This window comes from Hydrogenophaga sp. GW456-12-10-14-TSB4 (assembly GCF_059424305.1).
In genome coordinates this window covers 41,355-55,106 of the sequence record NZ_JBWKZH010000030.1, presented here as the reverse complement: position 1 = coordinate 55,106, position 13,752 = coordinate 41,355, and the positions used below count along the sequence as shown (strand labels likewise).

The following is a 13,752-nucleotide window of genomic DNA, read 5'->3' as shown; positions in this document are numbered from 1 at the left end:
TCAGCGCGCCGGTTGCAGGCGCGTCACGCGGACCTGCACGAAGGCCTGTTCGGTGGCCGAAAAATCCCACTGCTCGATGGCGCAGGCGCGCTCGACCGCGTGCCAGCGCACCAGGTTCACCGAGTTGGGCGCGCCGGGCCGCACGCGGCGCGACACGGCCGTGCCGGCCTGCACCGCCCACAGGGGCCGCGCCAGGCCGGGCAGGGGCATCACATAGGGCAGGTGGATGTGGCCGCCCATCACGAGGTCGGCCCCGGCGGCGGCCCAGGCGTCCTGCGCGGCGGCGTGGCCGATCAGGCGGTCCGGCTCGTCCTGCGGTCGTTGCACGTCGATCGGCTGGTGCACCACCACCACGCGCAACTGGGCCGGTGTGGCCTCGGCCAGCCGCGCTGCCACGCGCGCGACCTGCGCCACCGACACCTCGCCGTTCTTGTGCCGGTGCGCGCGCGTGGTGTTCACCGCCAGCACCATCAGCCCGGTGGAACTGAACTCCGGTTCGAGTTCGTCGCCGAAGGCCGCGCGGTGGCCGGCGTAGGGCCGCATCAGCCGGGCCCAGCCGTTGAACAACGGGATGTCGTGGTTGCCCGGGATCACCAGCCGGGGCGCGCCCAGCTGGTCCATGAAACGGCGCGCGGCCTCGAACTGGCGGGCGCGGGCGCGCTGGGTGATGTCGCCCGAGAGCACCACGAGGTCCGGCCGCAGCCGCTGGGCCAGCTGCACCAGGGCCCGCACCACCGGCGCCCGCTCGGTGCCGAAGTGGGGGTCCGAGACCTGCAGGATCGTGCTCAAGCGGGGGCCTCGCGATCGGCGGGTGCCGGTTTGAGCAGGAACAGGGGCACCGGCAGCACGCGCACATCCAGCGGCGTTTTCATGCGCATGACTTCACCGTCGACCGCGACCTTCAGGCGCCGCGCACCCGCCACCGCTGGCGCGCGCACCACCATCTGCTGGAACTCGAAGTGCTCGATGTCGTCGGCCTCGCCGAGTGTGCCCATGGCGCCTTGCCACATCAGGCGCAGCAGGGCCAAGGTGCCGATGGGCTTGAGCATCACCGCCGTGACGCGGCCGTTGTCGCGCGCGCCGTCGGGTCGCTGGCCTTCCACCATGCCCACCTGCTCCAGCTGCAGGCGGTTGTTGCCCACGAACAGGGTGAGAGTCTTCACCTCGCGCTGCGCGCCGTCCAGGCCGATGCGCAGCTTCAGGTGCCGCTGCGCGCGAAACAGCGTGGCGAAGGCCGCCCAGATCGCCACCCCCTGGCTGCGACCGAAACGGTTCTTCCAGACCTCGCGGTCCTCCAGCAGGTCGGGGTACAGGCCCAGGCTGGCGTTGACCAGGAACAGGTGCTCGTTGACGGCGGCCACCTGCACCGGCTCGGGCCGCGCGCCGAGCAACTGCGCCATGGCGTCGGCCACGTCGGTGGCGATGCCGTGCGTGCGCGCGAAGTAGTTGAAGGTGCCGCGCGGGATCACGCCCAGGGCGCAGCCGGCGGCGTGGGCGGCCTGGGCCACGGTGTTGATGGTGCCGTCGCCGCCCACGGCCACGATGGCGGTGTTCGTTTCGCGCGCCTGCCGCGCCAGCTCGGCCGTGCGGCGCGGCAGATCGGCCGGTTCGCACACATGCAGCTGGCCGGGCCGGCCCGAGGCGCGCAGCGCAGCCTCGATGGTCGCGCGCGTGCCGTCGCCGTCCTGGCTGCCGGAGCGGCTGTTGATGACGAAGTGCAGGGGGGCCGTCAGGTCCAGGCGGGGGCTGGGGTCCATCAGTTGAAGGGGCCCATGCAGCTGCCCTTGCCCGGTTCGCCCATCTCCTGGTACCTCGGCGCGCAGCGGCCGTCGGGCAGGCGGGCGCCACGCTCCACTTCCGCGCCGCGGCTGCCGCAGAGCGCCTGGTCCACCTTGCATTGGCGCACGCATTCCATGTGCTGGAAGCCCGCCGCCGAGCCCGGGTTCGCCGAGGCTCCGACGCAGGCGGCCTGGCACGACGCCGCGTTGGCCTTGCACGCGCCGGATTCAGCCAGTTCGCGTGGGCGGGTGACCGGGTTGACGCCGGGTTGGGCCGCGGGCGCGGCCGGGCGCGCCGCGGGGGGCGGCGGCATGGCGGCGTTCTTCGACGGTGCCGGCCCGCCGCGGCAGGCCTGGTCTTTCGTGTGGCAGTCCTGGTAACAGGCCGCGCGGCGGGTGTCCATGGGACAGGCCGTCTTGCAGGCCGCGTCGGCCCGCTGGCAGTCGACCGGGCCGGCGGCCTGGGTCGACAGGGAGGAGAGCACGAGCATCAGACCGGCAAGCCAGCGAACGAGGGACATGGTCATCCTTGTCGGGTTGAAACCCCGGGGGGTGTTCCGGACACTGTACCCCAGCGTCCGTCAAAACCCCCATGGCGCAGGGGGCTCGGGCTGGCGATGATGGCGGGCATGAACGCGCCCCTGCCCACCCCCCCCGCCGCCCAGCTGTTCGATCGCGTGAAGGCCACGCTGAATGGAGGACACCGCCAGCGTCTGCCCGGCAGCTGGTCGCCCGTGGCGCGCTACCTCGACCCTGCACGCCACCAGCGCGAGCTGACCGCGCTGCGCCGCCTGCCCCAGGCGGTGGCGGACGCGGCCGCGCTGCAGGCGCCGGGCGACTGGCTGGCGCGTTCGGTGCATGGCGTGCCGGTGCTGCTCGCCCGCCATGCCGACGGGCAGCTGCGCGCCTTCATCAACGTGTGCCGCCACCGGGGCGCGGCGCTGGTGCCCGAAGGCGCCTGCGGCCAGGGGCGCGAGCGCTTCGTCTGCCCGTACCACAGCTGGACCTACGGCAACGACGGCGCCTGCATCGGCCGCCCGCACGACCGCGATTTCCCCCACGCGCCCAAGGCCGCTTCCGGCCTGGTCGAGCTGCCCTGCGTGCAGCGCTTCGGCCTGGTCTGGGTGGTGGCGACCGCCTTGCCCGCGTTCGACTGGGCGGCGTACTTCGGCCCGCTGGGCGAGGAGATCGACGGCCTGGGTTTCGATGACGCCGCGCGCGCGCAGCGCCACCGCCGTTTCACCCAGGCCTCGAACTGGAAGCTGGTGCTCGACGCCAACCTGGAGAGCTACCACTTCGCCTACGCCCACCGCGAGACCATCGCCTACCTGTTCCACGACAACGTGGTGGTGCACGACCAGGTGGGCGACCACCAGCGCATCGTGTTGCCCAAGCGCAGCTTCGAGGAATTGAGCGAACCGCCGGCCACGCTGGAGGGCTTCGCGAAGACCATCAACACCATCTACTTCCTGTTCCCGAGCACCCTGCTGCTCTGGGAGGGCGACCACATCAACGCTTTCGCACTCTCGCCCGCCGACGCCGCCACCACGGAGGTGGACGGCTGGCTCATCGCGCCGCGCCAGCACCTGGCCACCCGCAGCGACAGTTATTGGCAGCGCAACTTCGACATGTTCTGGACCGCGATCGACGAGGACTTCGCGCTCGCGGCCAGCATGCAGCGCGGCCTGGACAGCGGGGCAAACGAGGCCCTGTGCTTCGGCGAGAACGAGTTCGCCTGCGAGGCGTTCCACGCCTCGGTGCAGCGCATGGCGGGCGATGGCACATAGCGTGGGGTGTCACAAACGCGGGGGCTCATCCGTCTAGGCTGTCATGAACGATCCCACCACCACCTTCAACCGCCTGCGCCCCCGGCTGCAGGGCATCGCCTACCGCATGCTGGGCTCGCCGGCCGAGGCCGAGGAGGTGGTGCAGGACGCCTGGCTGCGCTGGCACGAGGCCGCGCACGCCGACCTGGACAGCAGCGAGGCCTGGCTGGTCACCGTTACCACGCGCCTGGCGATCGACCGCCTGCGCAGCGCCAAGGTGCAGCGCGAGCATTACATCGGCACCTGGCTGCCCGAGCCCCTGATGGCCGACGCGCCGGTGACGCCCGAGCAGCTGCTGGAGCGCGCCGACGACGTGTCGGTGGCCTTTCTGGCCATGCTGGAGCGGCTCGCGCCCGAGGCGCGCGCGGCCTTCCTGATGCGCGAGGTGTTCGACGCCGACTACGGCGAGGTGGCCGAGGCGCTGGGCAAGACCGAGAGCGCCTGCCGCCAGATCGTGCACCGGGCCAAGGCGCAGCTGCAGGACGACCGGCCGCGCCACATCGTGCCGCGCGAGGCCCAGCTGCGCCTGCTGCGCGGCTTTGCCGACGCAGCCGCCACCGGGCAGTTCGACAGGCTGCAGTCGCTGCTGGCCGAGGACGCCCAGCTGATCGGCGACGGCGGGGGCAAGGTGCCGAGTTTCGGCGTGCCGCTGGTGGGCGGGCGGCGCATTGCACAGCTCTTCTACGCCACGCACCGGCGCTTCGGCGAGGGCGTGCGCTTCGAGGTCGTGGTGCTCAACGGGCAATGGGGCCTGCTGCGCTTCATCCGGGGCGGGCTGGAATCGGCGCAGTCCTTCGTGACCGACGGCGAGCGCATCCTGCGCCTGCACGTGCAGCGCAACCCCGACAAGCTCGCGCGCATTGCCGCCGCGTTGGGCCGCGACCTGGCTGTCACAAACCCGAGGCCCTGACCGTCTTCAGAGGTGTGTTCCCCAACCCCTCTGAAAGACGAAGCATGAAATCACCCCGACTCCCCTGGACCGAGATCGCCCCCAAGGCCTACCAGGCCATGGCCGCCGTCGGCGCCACCACCGCCGGCTCCTCGCTCGGCCCCATCCTGATCGAGCTCGTGAAGACCCGCGTTTCGCAGCTCAACGGCTGCGCCTTCTGCGTGGACATGCACGTGCGCGACCTGCGCAAGCACGGCGAACGCTGGCAGCGCATCAACAGCCTCGTGACCTGGCGCGAGACCGGCCTGTACAGCGAGCGCGAGCGCGCCGCGCTGAACTGGGCCGAGTCCCTGACCCGCCTGACGGCGAACCACGGCAGCCACGACGCCGATTTCGAGCAACTGCAAGGCCAGCTCAGCGACCAGGAGATCGTCGAGCTGTGCTGGACCATCGCGCAGATCAACGCCTGGAACCGCATGGCCGTGGGCATGCACGCCCCCGTGGCCGACAAGGAGATCGCATGAACATCGTGGTCATCGGAGGCAGCGGCCTCATCGGCAGACAACTCAGCACCCTGCTGCGGCAGGCCGGCCACGCGGTGACGGCGGCCTCGCCCTCGTCGGGTGTCAACGCCGTCACCGGCGAGGGCCTGAGCGAGGCCCTGGCCGGTGCGCAAGTGGTGGTGGACGTGAGCAATTCACCGTCCTTCGAGGACGAGGCGGTGATGCACTTCTTCCGCGCCTCCACCCGCAACCTGCTGGACGCGAGTGCGCGCGCCGGCGTGGGGCACTTCGTGGCCCTGTCGGTGGTGGGCTCGGAGCGCGTGCCCGCGAGCGGCTATTTCCGTGCCAAGGTGGCGCAGGAAGCGCTGATCCTGGAAGGGCGTGTGCCTTACACCATCGTGCGCGCCACCCAGTTCCACGAGTTCCTGATGTCGATCGCCCACGTGGCCACCGAAGGGCAGACCGTGCGCCTGCCCTCGGCGCCGCTGCAGCCCATCGCGGCGAGCGACGTGGCCGCGGCCCTGGCGGACGTGGCCGTGCAGGCCCCGCTCAACGGCACCTGCGAAGTGGCGGGGCCCGAGGCCGTGCCGCTGGACCGGCTGGTCCGCCAGGTGTTCCAGGCGCGCCAGGACCCGCGCGAGGTGGTGTCGGACCCGCGGGCCACCTACTTCGGCTCGCCGCTGGTGGGCGACGCGCTGATGCCCGGCCCGGGCGCGCGCATCGGGAAGGTGTCTCTGGCTCAGTGGTTGTCGACCTGACAGGCCAGCCCCGCGTGTACGCTCTGGCCCATGCACCTGATCCAGACCCTTGACGCGGGCGTGCTCGAACTGCGCCTGAACCGACCCGAACGCCTCAACGCGCTCACGCTGGCCCTTGCGCGCGACCTGTTGTCGGCGTTGCAGGCCGGCGTGGCCGACCCGGCGGTGCGCGCGATCCTGCTCACCGGCGAGGGGCGCGCTTTCTGCGCCGGCAAGGACCGCGACGACCCGCCCACCCCCGCGTTCGTCGATACCCTGCAGGCCCTGGCCTCGCTGCTGGTGCGCTGCCCCCAGCCGGTGGTGACGGCGGTGCAGGGCTGGGTGGTGGGCGCGGGCTTCGAGTTGATGCTCAACGGCGACCTCACCGTGGCCGCGCGCGGGGCGCGCTTCGTGCTGCCCGAGGTGCAGGTGGGCCTGTTCGGCACCGGCGGCGTGGCCGCGCTGCTGCCGCGCCTGATCGGCCTGCAGAAGGCCAAGGGCCTGCTGATGCTGGGGCAGGAGCTGGGCGCGGTGGACGCCGAGCGCTGGGGCCTGGTGTGGCAGGTGGTGGACGACGAGGCGCTGGCGGACCAGGCGCGCCAGCTGGCGCAGCGGCTCGCGCGCAGCAGCCCGGCGCTGCTGGCCGAGGTCAAGCAACTGGTGCACCGGGAACACCTGGGGGACTTCGACGCAGCGCTGGCGCGGGAAGCACAGGTGCACCAGCGCCTGGGCGAGGGTTGAGGTCGGCACAATCGTCGGCATGAGCCCCATGCCCCTGCCCCATTTCACGCCCGTCGCACTCGACAAGGCCTACCGCCTCATCAACCACGGCCCCACGGTGCTCGTGTCCTCGGCCCATGCGGGCGAGGTCAACGTGATGTCGGCCGCCTGGGCCTGCGCGCTGGATTTTTCACCGCCGAAGGTGACGGTGGTGATCGACAAGGCCACGCGCACCCGCGCGCTGGTGGAGGGCAGCGGCGCTTTTGCGCTGTGTGTGCCGCCGGTGGGTCTGGCCGCGCTCGCCTTCGGCGTGGGCAGCGACAGCGCACTCACCGTGCCGGACAAGCTCGCGCGCCACGGGGTGAAGACCTTTCACGCCCCCGGCCATGAAGCCCTGCCCCTGGTGGAGGGCTGCGTGGCCTGGCTGGCGTGCCGGCTGATTCCCGAACCGCACAACCAGACGGCCTACGACCTGTTCATCGGCGAGGTGGTGGGTGCCTGGGCGGACGAGCGCGTGTTCCGCGCCGGGCGCTGGCATTTCGACGGTGCGCCCGACCAGCTGCGCACCCTGCACTACGTGGCCGGCGGGCAGTTCTACGCCACGGGCGCATCGCTGCAGGTCGGCGGCGGTCAGTAGTGCGGGGGCAGTTCGTCGCGCAGATTGCGCACGACCGGCGCGGCGCTCGGCTCGCCGCCCTGGCGCAGGCGGCCGATTTCGCGCAGCAGCAGGTCGATCTGCGCCTGCTGGCTCGCCACCAGCTGGTTGAGCGTGTCGAGCAGGTCGTCGGCGTAGCTGGCCTTGATTTCCAATTCGGTCAGGCGCCGCTCGGTGTCGGCGCCGGGGGAGGGGGAGGTCGTTGTCATCCCCCTATTGGACGACAAGACGCGGGGCGCCAGCCATTGTGTGCCATCGCACAGACGGGTGAGGGGCCTCGCCTCAAGCTGCGAGGCAGCCCACGCCCGGAGGAGTTTCCATGCCCGATGCGCCTGCCTCGACCTGGTTTCGCAGCACGGTGGTCGATGATGACCGCCCGTCGTCCTGCCAATGGATGGCGACCGCGTCGGCCTTCGCCGACACTGGCGGCCTGATCAGCGGCGACGAACTCGCCGATCGCCTCCGTGAGCCGGTTTCGCTCGTCGCGCAATGGATCGTCTCGCGTTCGGTGGTGTCGATCGAAAGCCCGTGGGGCCATATGCTGCCCGTGTTCCAGTTCGATCTGCCGCGCGCGGCCCTGCACCCGGGGGTGCCTGTGGTGTTGGCGGAATTGCACGGCGTGCTGGAAGGCGCGGAACTGGCGCTCTGGTTTGTCACGCCCAACGAGTGGCTGCACGGCGAGCGGCCCGCCGTGGCCTTGCGGAACATGCTGCCGGCGGTCCGGCAGGCCGCTCGGGCCGACCGGTACGTGGCCTTGGGCGGCTGAGCCCTCACGGCGTTTTGTGCTCGCTGGGGGCCGGCGTGTGCCCCCCTCATGTCAATGCGTGTCATGCGGTCAACCCCGGCCGCCGGCCTGGGCATTCTTGGATGACCTCGCGCACCGCGCGCAGGGCCATCTTGCTGGGGGATTCCATGGCCGATCTTTACCTGCCTGCCGCCGCTCCCGTCCACCGGTTCAGGGCGATCAAACCCCCCGTCGCGATCGAACCGGACCGATGGCGATTGATGGCAGCGGCGTTTGCCGACACGGGCGGGCTGGTTGTCGGCGACGAGCTGGCCGATCTCATCCGGCAGCAAACCCTGGGGCACGACGAGCCGCTGGTCTCCCAGCCCGTGTCGCTGGTGGCGCGATGGATCGTCTCGGGCATGGCACTGTCGATGGAGAGCCCTTGGGGCATCGTTCTGCCGATGTTCCAGTTCGACCTGCCGCGCGCGGCCCTGCATCCGGAAGTCCCCATGGTGTGTGCGGAACTCTCGGGCGCGCTGGATCCGGTGGGGATGGCGCTGTGGTTCGTGACACCCAACGAGTGGCTGGAGGGGGAACGGCCCGCCCTGGTCATGCGGACCCGGCTGACGGATGTCCGGCGCGCCGCCCGCCACGTGGCCGACGGCGGGTGAGCCGGGGCCTCAGATGCGCGGCTCGCCGTTCCCGTTGACCAGGATCGTGCGGCCGGGCGCCTGCGTCATCTGCACCTGGTGCTGCACGCCCCGGAACACGTAGCTCACGTCCCAGTAAGCCGGCGCGCCGTCGCTGACGTTGGTGCAGCGCTGCACGTCCTGCGTCTGCGGGTTGTTGCGGCCGACGTTCGAGCCGACGGCCGCGCCGGCCACCGCGCCGCCCACGGTGGCGATGTCCCGGCCGCTGCCGCCGCCGATCTGGTGGCCCAGGATGCCGCCGATGACACCGCCGACGATGGCGCCCGGCACGCTGCGCCGGCGCTCGACTTCCTCGCGTTCGATCCAGCAGCGTTGTCCGCCGGGACCGTAGACCGCGCGCGACGAACTCACCGGCACTTCGTACAGCGCTTCGTTGGCGCGGCGGCTGTAGTCGGGCGACACGGGCTGGCCCGCTGACGGGTTCTGGTAGACCGGCGGCGGGTAGGCCTGGTTGCCGGCGGGTGGACGGGAGCCGCAGCCGGCCAGACCGAGCACGGCCACAGCGGCACTCGCCAGCAGGGCGTGGCGAGGCGATGCATTCCATCGGTGGGAAAAGAGGTTCATGGTCGCTCCTTGTGTGAGGACAGGTTCATGCGTTCCAATGTGCTCTTCGTCCGCAGGGCGGGTCTGTGCGCCAGGGCACGGACGGCGCCCGCAACACCATGAACGTGAACGCCTGTGTGATCGCGGTCCACCGCAGCCGCCTGCACCACTTCTCCAAGGAGCGGGTGCATGCCATCACCCTGCTCGAAGGCCTGGGCGTGGAGGGCGATGCGCATTGCGGCGCCACGGTGCAGCACCTCTCGCGCGTGGCGCGCGACCCGAGCCAGCCCAACCTGCGGCAGGTGCACCTGTTGCAGGCCGAGCTGTTCAAGGCCCTGGCAAGTCAGGGGCACGTGGTGCACCCGGGCGACCTGGGCGAGAACATCACCACCGAGGGCATCGATCTGCTGGAACTCTCCACCGGCGCCGTGTTGCAGCTGGGCGCCGAGGCCCGGGTGCGCATCACGGGCCTGCGCAACCCCTGCGTGCAGATCGACCGCTTTCAGCCCGGCCTGAAGGCCGCCGTGCTCGAGCACACGGCCGACGGCGAACTGGTGCGCAAGGCCGGGGTGATGGCGGTGGTGCTGCACGGCGGCACGGTCTCCGCGCAGGACCGCATCCGGGTGCTGCCGGCCGCCGGCCCGCACGTGCCGCTGCGGCCGGTCTGATCAGTCGCGCGACAGCGCAGCCTTCCACTCGGCCACCGCCGCATTCAGGTTGGGCGCGGCCATGAGGGCGCGCACCACGCCCACCGAGCGCACGCCGCTCTTCAGCACCTGGGGCAGGTTGCCGAGGTCGATGCCGCCGATCGCCATGTGCGTGACCCCGCGCAGCAGGGGCGCGTAGGCGCGCAGGCGGCCCGTGCCCTGGGGCGCGGTGGCCATCTGTTTGAGCGTGGTGGGAAACACCGCGCCCATGGCGATGTAGCTGGGGTTGTGGCGGTCGGCGATCAGCATCTCGGCGTAGCCGTGCGTGCTCAGGCCCAGGCGCAGGCCGGCGCGCCGGATGGCGGCCAGGTCTTCCGGGGCCATGGCCTGCAGGTCTTCCTGGCCCAGGTGAACGCCATAGGCGCCGGCCTCGATGGCCTCCTGCCAGTGGTCGTTGATGAACAGCAGCGCGCCCGTGCCCTGCACGCCGGTCACGGCAGCGCGGATCTCGGCGCGGATGGCCTGCGCATCGCCGGACTTGAAGCGCAGTTGCACCGTGGGCACGCCGGCGCGCGCCATGCGCACCGTCCAGTCCGCGTCGGGCATCACGGCATAGAGGCCGAGCTCGGGCGGGCAGGGTGCGAAGGCGTGCTCGCGCGGGAACGGCGCGATGTCGAAATCGGCCGGCTCGTCGGGCCAGTGTTCGGCGTCGAGGCGGCCGGTGCGACGCGCGCGGGTGGACCAGGCGCGCGCCACGCACACGGCGTCGATGTCGATGAAGCCGAGCTCGTGCGCGGCCTGCAGCGCGGCGACGAACACCGGGTCGTCGGAGGCGGGCGCGGGCGGCACCGCATGGGCCGCCACGGGCAGGGCGAGCGTGGCGCGGTGCGCATCCACGATGGCCTGGGCCATCGCTTCGGTGGAGCTGACGGTGATGCTCATGTGAAACCTCCGTGCGGCGCACTGCGGTGCGAGCTTGTTTGGGAGCGGCCTTGCGCTGCGCTCATGAGCCGTGGTGCCAGAACGGGGTGCCCATCACGGGCGTGCTGGGCTGTGCGCTGGCCTGGGGCTGCATGGCGCCCGAGCGGAAGGCGGCGCGGCCGGCGCGCACGGCGTCGGCGAAGGCCCCGGCCATGTCCACCGGCGACTGCGCGAGCGCCACGGCGGTGTTGAGCAGCACCGCGTCGAAGCCCCATTCCATCACGGTGCAGGCGTGCGAGGGCAGGCCCAGGCCGGCGTCCACGATCAGCGGCACGCTCAGGCGCTCGCGCAGCAGGCGCATGGCGTAGGGGTTCACCGGGCCCTGGCCGGTGCCGATGGGCGCGGCCCAGGGCATCACGGCCTGGCAGCCCACGTCCACCAGGCGCTGGCACAGCACCAGGTCTTCGGTGCAGTACGGCAGCACCTTGAAGCCGTCGTTGATCAGCTGGCGCGCGCAGTCCACGAGGTTGAGCGTGTCGGGCTGCAGGCTGTAGTCGTCGCCGATGAGTTCGAGCTTGATCCACGGCGTGTTGAACACCTCGCGCGCCATCTGCGCGGTGGTGATCACCTCTTGCGTGGTGTGGCAGCCTGCGGTGTTGGGCAGCACCGGCACGGCCAGTTCCTGCAGCAGCTTCCAGAACGCCGCGCCGGCCTCGGGCTGCGCGGCGCCCTGGCGGCGCAGCGAGGCGGTGAGCATGGCAGGCTGCGAGCGCTTCACGGCGGCTTCCAGCGTGGCGGGCGAGGGGTAGCGCGAGGTGCCCAGCAGCAGGCGGCCGGCAAAGGTCTCGCCGTAGAGCACCAGCGGGTCTTCCTGGGTGAGCGGTGGGGTGTTCATGTCCATGGCGGGTCTCTCCTCAGCCCCCGGTGATGGGGGCGATGATTTCGATGCGGTCACCGTCGTTGAGCCGGTGCTGCGCGTAGCCGGTGCGGGGCACGAACTGCAGGTTGACGGCGGCAGCGAACACGGCCGGCGGCTCCCAGACGAGCAGGGCATCGGCCAGCGTGGCGCCTTCGGGCAGTTCGCGGGTTTCCTGGTTGATGATCACATTCATGCGAGGTTCCGTTCGTTCAGCGGATGACCGCCAGGCCGAGGGCATCGGCCAGCGGTGAGTGGCCCTGGTCCATCACTTCGAGCGCCGCGTCCAGCACGGCCGGCGCGATCATGAAGCCATGGCGGTACAGGCCGTTGATCGCCATTCTGCGCGGCCCGGTGAGGCGCAGCGCGGGCAGGTTGTCGGGCAGGGTGGGGCGCAGCTGCACACCCAGCTCGACGATGCGGGCTTCGCCGAAGCCCGGGTGCACGGTGTAGGCCGCGCTGAGCAGCTCCAGCGTGGAGCGCACGCTGGCGGGCGAGAGGTCGTCGGACTCGATCTCGGTCGCGCCGATCACGAACAGGCCGTCCTGCTTGGGCGCGATGTACAGTGGGTAGCGCGGATGCACCAGGCGGGTGGGGCGCGAGAGGCTCACGCCCGGTGCGTGGATGCGCGCGACCTCGCCGCGCACCCCACGCAAGGCGGGCCATTGCGGCTGGGCGCCCAGGCCCCGGCAGTCGAACAGCCAGGCGTGCGGGCCCGGGTCCACTTCATCGGGCGTGCGCGCCGTGTGCCAGCGCACCGTGACGCCCAGCACCTGCATCTGGTGCGCGAGCGCGGCGAGCAGCTCGCGGTTGTCGAGCTGGCCTTCGTCGGGCAGGTACAGGCCTTGCGCGAAGCGGTGGGCCAGGGCCGGCTCCAGCGCGGTGAGCGCGGCACCGTCCAGGCGCTGCGCCTGCGGCAGCGAGGGCAGGGCGGCGCTGGTGCGCGCGAGCTGGCCGGCGAAGCGTTCGGCCTCGGCCGCGTCCTGGCGGTGCCAGAGCACCAGCGTGCCGCTCTGCTGAAAGAACACCGGGCGCTCCAGCGCGGCCAGCAGCTGCGGCCAGCGCGTGAGCGCGTGCTGGCCCATGCGGACCACGTTGAGTTCGGTGACGGCCGATTCGGCCAGCGGCGCGAGCATGGCGGCGGCCACGCGGGCGGCGGCGTGCGCGGCCTCGGGCCCGCCCGCGTCGATCACTTCGACGCGGTGCCCGCGCTGCGCCAATGCGCAGGCCAGCAGCCGGCCCATGAGGCCGGCGCCGAGCACCACCGCGTCGGGTTTGTTGGGGGAAAGATTCATGAGGGGCTTTCGGCGCTGCCACAATGCGCGCCATGAGCAACGAAGCGCAACGTTACACCCGCGTCCTCTCCATCGCCGGCTCCGACAGCGGCGGGGGCGCCGGCATCCAGGCCGACCTCAAGACCTTCGCGGCCCTGGGCTGCTACGGCATGACGGCGATCACCGCGCTGACCGCGCAGAACACGCTGGGCGTGAGCGGCATCCACGGCGTGCCGCCCGAGATGCTCAAGGCGCAACTGAGCGCGGTGCTCGACGACATCGGGGTGGATGCGGTGAAGATCGGCATGCTGCACGCGCCCGACATCGTGCGAACGGTGGCCTGGGCGCTGCGGCATTACGAGGTGAAGCAGGTGGTGCTCGACCCGGTGATGGTGGCCACCAGCGGCGACCGCCTGATCGCGCCCGACACGGTGCAGGTGCTGGTGGACGAGCTGTTCCCGCTGGCCACGGTGGTCACGCCCAACCTGGACGAGGCCGCGCTGCTGCTGGGCCGGCCGATTGCCGACGCGGGCGAGCTCGACGCCGCCGCGCGCGACCTGCTCGCGCTGGGCGCCAGGGCGGTGCTGCTCAAGGGCGGCCACCTGCCGGGCGACGAGGTCGCCGACCTGCTGGTGAGCGCCGACGGGACCGCGCAACGCCTGGCCTCGCCGCGCATCGCGAGCCGCAACACGCACGGCACGGGCTGCACGCTGTCGTCGGCCATCGCGGCCTACCTCGCGCTCGGCAAGCCGCTGGGCCAGGCCGTGGCCCAGGCGCGCAGCTACATCCTGCAGGCCATCGCCGAAGGCTCCGATGTGTACACCGGCGCCGGCCACGGGCCGCTCAACCACGGCCACGCACCGCTTGCGCTGCACAAGCGGCCCCGGGGCTGAGGCGAAGCGGCGC

The 13,752-nt window shown here is 71.7% G+C and carries 19 protein-coding genes; 10 read left to right on the top strand and 9 right to left on the bottom strand.

Annotated features, from left to right (window positions below; all coding sequences use genetic code 11):
- From AC07ZS_RS15975 to AC07ZS_RS15965, 3 genes are read right to left on the bottom strand one after another with little or no spacing between them, the layout of a single operon-like run.
- Positions 1 to 789, bottom strand: coding sequence for a metallophosphoesterase family protein (locus AC07ZS_RS15975; protein ID WP_494799507.1), 789 nt, complete (start codon positions 787 to 789; stop codon positions 1 to 3).
- The gene (locus AC07ZS_RS15970) at positions 786 to 1,757 is read right to left on the bottom strand and encodes a diacylglycerol/lipid kinase family protein (RefSeq protein ID WP_494799506.1); all 972 of its coding nucleotides are present in this window, start codon (positions 1,755 to 1,757) and stop codon (positions 786 to 788) included. Before AC07ZS_RS15970 ends, AC07ZS_RS15975 begins: the two co-directional genes overlap by 4 nt.
- Positions 1,757 to 2,299, bottom strand: coding sequence for a hypothetical protein (locus tag AC07ZS_RS15965; RefSeq protein WP_494799505.1), 543 nt, complete (start codon positions 2,297 to 2,299; stop codon positions 1,757 to 1,759). Before AC07ZS_RS15965 ends, AC07ZS_RS15970 begins: the two co-directional genes overlap by 1 nt.
- Before the next feature lie 108 nt (positions 2,300 to 2,407).
- Between AC07ZS_RS15965 and AC07ZS_RS15960 the strand changes: the two genes are divergently transcribed.
- From AC07ZS_RS15960 to AC07ZS_RS15935, 6 genes are read left to right on the top strand one after another with little or no spacing between them, the layout of a single operon-like run.
- Positions 2,408 to 3,565: an aromatic ring-hydroxylating oxygenase subunit alpha gene (locus tag AC07ZS_RS15960; RefSeq protein ID WP_494799504.1), complete on the top strand. Its 1,158-nt coding sequence runs from the start codon at positions 2,408 to 2,410 to the stop codon at positions 3,563 to 3,565.
- Between the two features lie 43 nt (positions 3,566 to 3,608).
- Positions 3,609 to 4,514, top strand: coding sequence for an RNA polymerase sigma-70 factor (locus AC07ZS_RS15955; protein WP_494799503.1), 906 nt, complete (start codon positions 3,609 to 3,611; stop codon positions 4,512 to 4,514).
- A gap of 44 nt (positions 4,515 to 4,558) precedes the next feature.
- Positions 4,559 to 5,017 (top strand): carboxymuconolactone decarboxylase family protein, encoded by a 459-nt coding sequence (locus AC07ZS_RS15950; RefSeq protein WP_494799502.1) that lies wholly within the window; start codon positions 4,559 to 4,561, stop codon positions 5,015 to 5,017.
- Positions 5,014 to 5,754: an SDR family oxidoreductase gene (locus tag AC07ZS_RS15945; protein ID WP_494799501.1), complete on the top strand. Its 741-nt coding sequence runs from the start codon at positions 5,014 to 5,016 to the stop codon at positions 5,752 to 5,754. Before AC07ZS_RS15950 ends, AC07ZS_RS15945 begins: the two co-directional genes overlap by 4 nt.
- Positions 5,755 to 5,784: 30 nt before the next feature.
- On the top strand, positions 5,785 to 6,474 hold the full coding sequence (locus AC07ZS_RS15940; RefSeq protein WP_494799500.1) for an enoyl-CoA hydratase/isomerase family protein: 690 nt from the start codon (positions 5,785 to 5,787) through the stop codon (positions 6,472 to 6,474).
- Positions 6,475 to 6,502: 28 nt separating this feature from the next.
- Complete coding sequence (locus tag AC07ZS_RS15935; protein ID WP_494799526.1) at positions 6,503 to 7,090, top strand: flavin reductase family protein; 588 nt, start codon at positions 6,503 to 6,505, stop codon at positions 7,088 to 7,090.
- Here AC07ZS_RS15935 and AC07ZS_RS15930 read toward each other — a convergent pair.
- Positions 7,084 to 7,317: a SlyX family protein gene (locus tag AC07ZS_RS15930; RefSeq protein ID WP_494799499.1), complete on the bottom strand. Its 234-nt coding sequence runs from the start codon at positions 7,315 to 7,317 to the stop codon at positions 7,084 to 7,086. The genes AC07ZS_RS15935 and AC07ZS_RS15930 overlap by 7 nt on opposite strands.
- Before the next feature lie 110 nt (positions 7,318 to 7,427).
- On the opposite strand from AC07ZS_RS15930, the gene AC07ZS_RS15925 reads away from it, so the two are divergent.
- Positions 7,428 to 7,874: a hypothetical protein gene (locus AC07ZS_RS15925; RefSeq protein ID WP_494799498.1), complete on the top strand. Its 447-nt coding sequence runs from the start codon at positions 7,428 to 7,430 to the stop codon at positions 7,872 to 7,874.
- A 101-nt stretch (positions 7,875 to 7,975) separates the two neighbouring features.
- The gene (locus AC07ZS_RS15920) at positions 7,976 to 8,506 is read left to right on the top strand and encodes a hypothetical protein (RefSeq protein WP_494799497.1); all 531 of its coding nucleotides are present in this window, start codon (positions 7,976 to 7,978) and stop codon (positions 8,504 to 8,506) included.
- A gap of 9 nt (positions 8,507 to 8,515) precedes the next feature.
- Here the strand turns inward: AC07ZS_RS15920 and AC07ZS_RS15915 are convergent, their stop codons facing one another.
- On the bottom strand, positions 8,516 to 9,109 hold the full coding sequence (locus AC07ZS_RS15915; RefSeq protein ID WP_494799496.1) for a glycine zipper 2TM domain-containing protein: 594 nt from the start codon (positions 9,107 to 9,109) through the stop codon (positions 8,516 to 8,518).
- Between the two features lie 104 nt (positions 9,110 to 9,213).
- On the opposite strand from AC07ZS_RS15915, the gene AC07ZS_RS15910 reads away from it, so the two are divergent.
- Positions 9,214 to 9,756: an MOSC domain-containing protein gene (locus tag AC07ZS_RS15910; RefSeq protein WP_494799525.1), complete on the top strand. Its 543-nt coding sequence runs from the start codon at positions 9,214 to 9,216 to the stop codon at positions 9,754 to 9,756.
- Here the strand turns inward: AC07ZS_RS15910 and AC07ZS_RS15905 are convergent, their stop codons facing one another.
- The 4 genes from AC07ZS_RS15905 to AC07ZS_RS15890 form a co-directional block, all read right to left on the bottom strand.
- Positions 9,757 to 10,677 carry a thiamine phosphate synthase gene (locus AC07ZS_RS15905; protein WP_494799495.1) on the bottom strand — a complete coding sequence of 307 codons (921 nt, stop codon included), beginning with the start codon at positions 10,675 to 10,677 and terminating at the stop codon, positions 9,757 to 9,759.
- A gap of 61 nt (positions 10,678 to 10,738) precedes the next feature.
- Complete coding sequence (locus tag AC07ZS_RS15900; protein ID WP_494799524.1) at positions 10,739 to 11,551, bottom strand: thiazole synthase; 813 nt, start codon at positions 11,549 to 11,551, stop codon at positions 10,739 to 10,741.
- Positions 11,552 to 11,570: 19 nt separating this feature from the next.
- Complete coding sequence (gene thiS, locus AC07ZS_RS15895; protein ID WP_291121245.1) at positions 11,571 to 11,768, bottom strand: sulfur carrier protein ThiS; 198 nt, start codon at positions 11,766 to 11,768, stop codon at positions 11,571 to 11,573.
- 16 nt (positions 11,769 to 11,784) lie between these two features.
- The gene (locus AC07ZS_RS15890; protein WP_494799494.1) at positions 11,785 to 12,867 is read right to left on the bottom strand and encodes an FAD-dependent oxidoreductase; all 1,083 of its coding nucleotides are present in this window, start codon (positions 12,865 to 12,867) and stop codon (positions 11,785 to 11,787) included.
- 32 nt (positions 12,868 to 12,899) lie between these two features.
- On the opposite strand from AC07ZS_RS15890, the gene thiD reads away from it, so the two are divergent.
- A complete protein-coding gene (gene thiD / locus AC07ZS_RS15885; RefSeq protein ID WP_494799493.1) occupies positions 12,900 to 13,739 on the top strand; it encodes a bifunctional hydroxymethylpyrimidine kinase/phosphomethylpyrimidine kinase in 840 nt (279 codons plus the stop codon).
- Positions 13,740 to 13,752: the final 13 nt, after the last annotated feature.

Excerpts from the sequence above, each read along its gene's own strand:
- AC07ZS_RS15920 (WP_494799497.1), top strand. The coding sequence starts at position 7,976 with ATGACCTCGCGCACCGCGCGCAGGGCCATCTTGCTGGGGGATTCCATG.
- AC07ZS_RS15935 (WP_494799526.1), top strand. The coding sequence starts at position 6,503 with ATGCCCCTGCCCCATTTCACGCCCGTCGCACTCGACAAGGCCTACCGC.
- AC07ZS_RS15890 (WP_494799494.1), bottom strand. The coding sequence starts at position 12,867 with ATGAATCTTTCCCCCAACAAACCCGACGCGGTGGTGCTCGGCGCCGGC.
- thiD (WP_494799493.1), top strand. The coding sequence starts at position 12,900 with ATGAGCAACGAAGCGCAACGTTACACCCGCGTCCTCTCCATCGCCGGC.
- AC07ZS_RS15945 (WP_494799501.1), top strand. The coding sequence starts at position 5,014 with ATGAACATCGTGGTCATCGGAGGCAGCGGCCTCATCGGCAGACAACTC.
- AC07ZS_RS15915 (WP_494799496.1), bottom strand. The coding sequence starts at position 9,109 with ATGAACCTCTTTTCCCACCGATGGAATGCATCGCCTCGCCACGCCCTG.
- AC07ZS_RS15930 (WP_494799499.1), bottom strand. The coding sequence starts at position 7,317 with ATGACAACGACCTCCCCCTCCCCCGGCGCCGACACCGAGCGGCGCCTG.
- AC07ZS_RS15900 (WP_494799524.1), bottom strand. The coding sequence starts at position 11,551 with ATGAACACCCCACCGCTCACCCAGGAAGACCCGCTGGTGCTCTACGGC.
- AC07ZS_RS15955 (WP_494799503.1), top strand. The coding sequence starts at position 3,609 with ATGAACGATCCCACCACCACCTTCAACCGCCTGCGCCCCCGGCTGCAG.
- AC07ZS_RS15950 (WP_494799502.1), top strand. The coding sequence starts at position 4,559 with ATGAAATCACCCCGACTCCCCTGGACCGAGATCGCCCCCAAGGCCTAC.
- AC07ZS_RS15940 (WP_494799500.1), top strand. The coding sequence starts at position 5,785 with ATGCACCTGATCCAGACCCTTGACGCGGGCGTGCTCGAACTGCGCCTG.
- thiS (WP_291121245.1), bottom strand. The coding sequence starts at position 11,768 with ATGAATGTGATCATCAACCAGGAAACCCGCGAACTGCCCGAAGGCGCC.
- AC07ZS_RS15965 (WP_494799505.1), bottom strand. The coding sequence starts at position 2,299 with ATGTCCCTCGTTCGCTGGCTTGCCGGTCTGATGCTCGTGCTCTCCTCC.
- AC07ZS_RS15970 (WP_494799506.1), bottom strand. The coding sequence starts at position 1,757 with ATGGACCCCAGCCCCCGCCTGGACCTGACGGCCCCCCTGCACTTCGTC.
- AC07ZS_RS15925 (WP_494799498.1), top strand. The coding sequence starts at position 7,428 with ATGCCCGATGCGCCTGCCTCGACCTGGTTTCGCAGCACGGTGGTCGAT.
- AC07ZS_RS15905 (WP_494799495.1), bottom strand. The coding sequence starts at position 10,677 with ATGAGCATCACCGTCAGCTCCACCGAAGCGATGGCCCAGGCCATCGTG.
- AC07ZS_RS15960 (WP_494799504.1), top strand. The coding sequence starts at position 2,408 with ATGAACGCGCCCCTGCCCACCCCCCCCGCCGCCCAGCTGTTCGATCGC.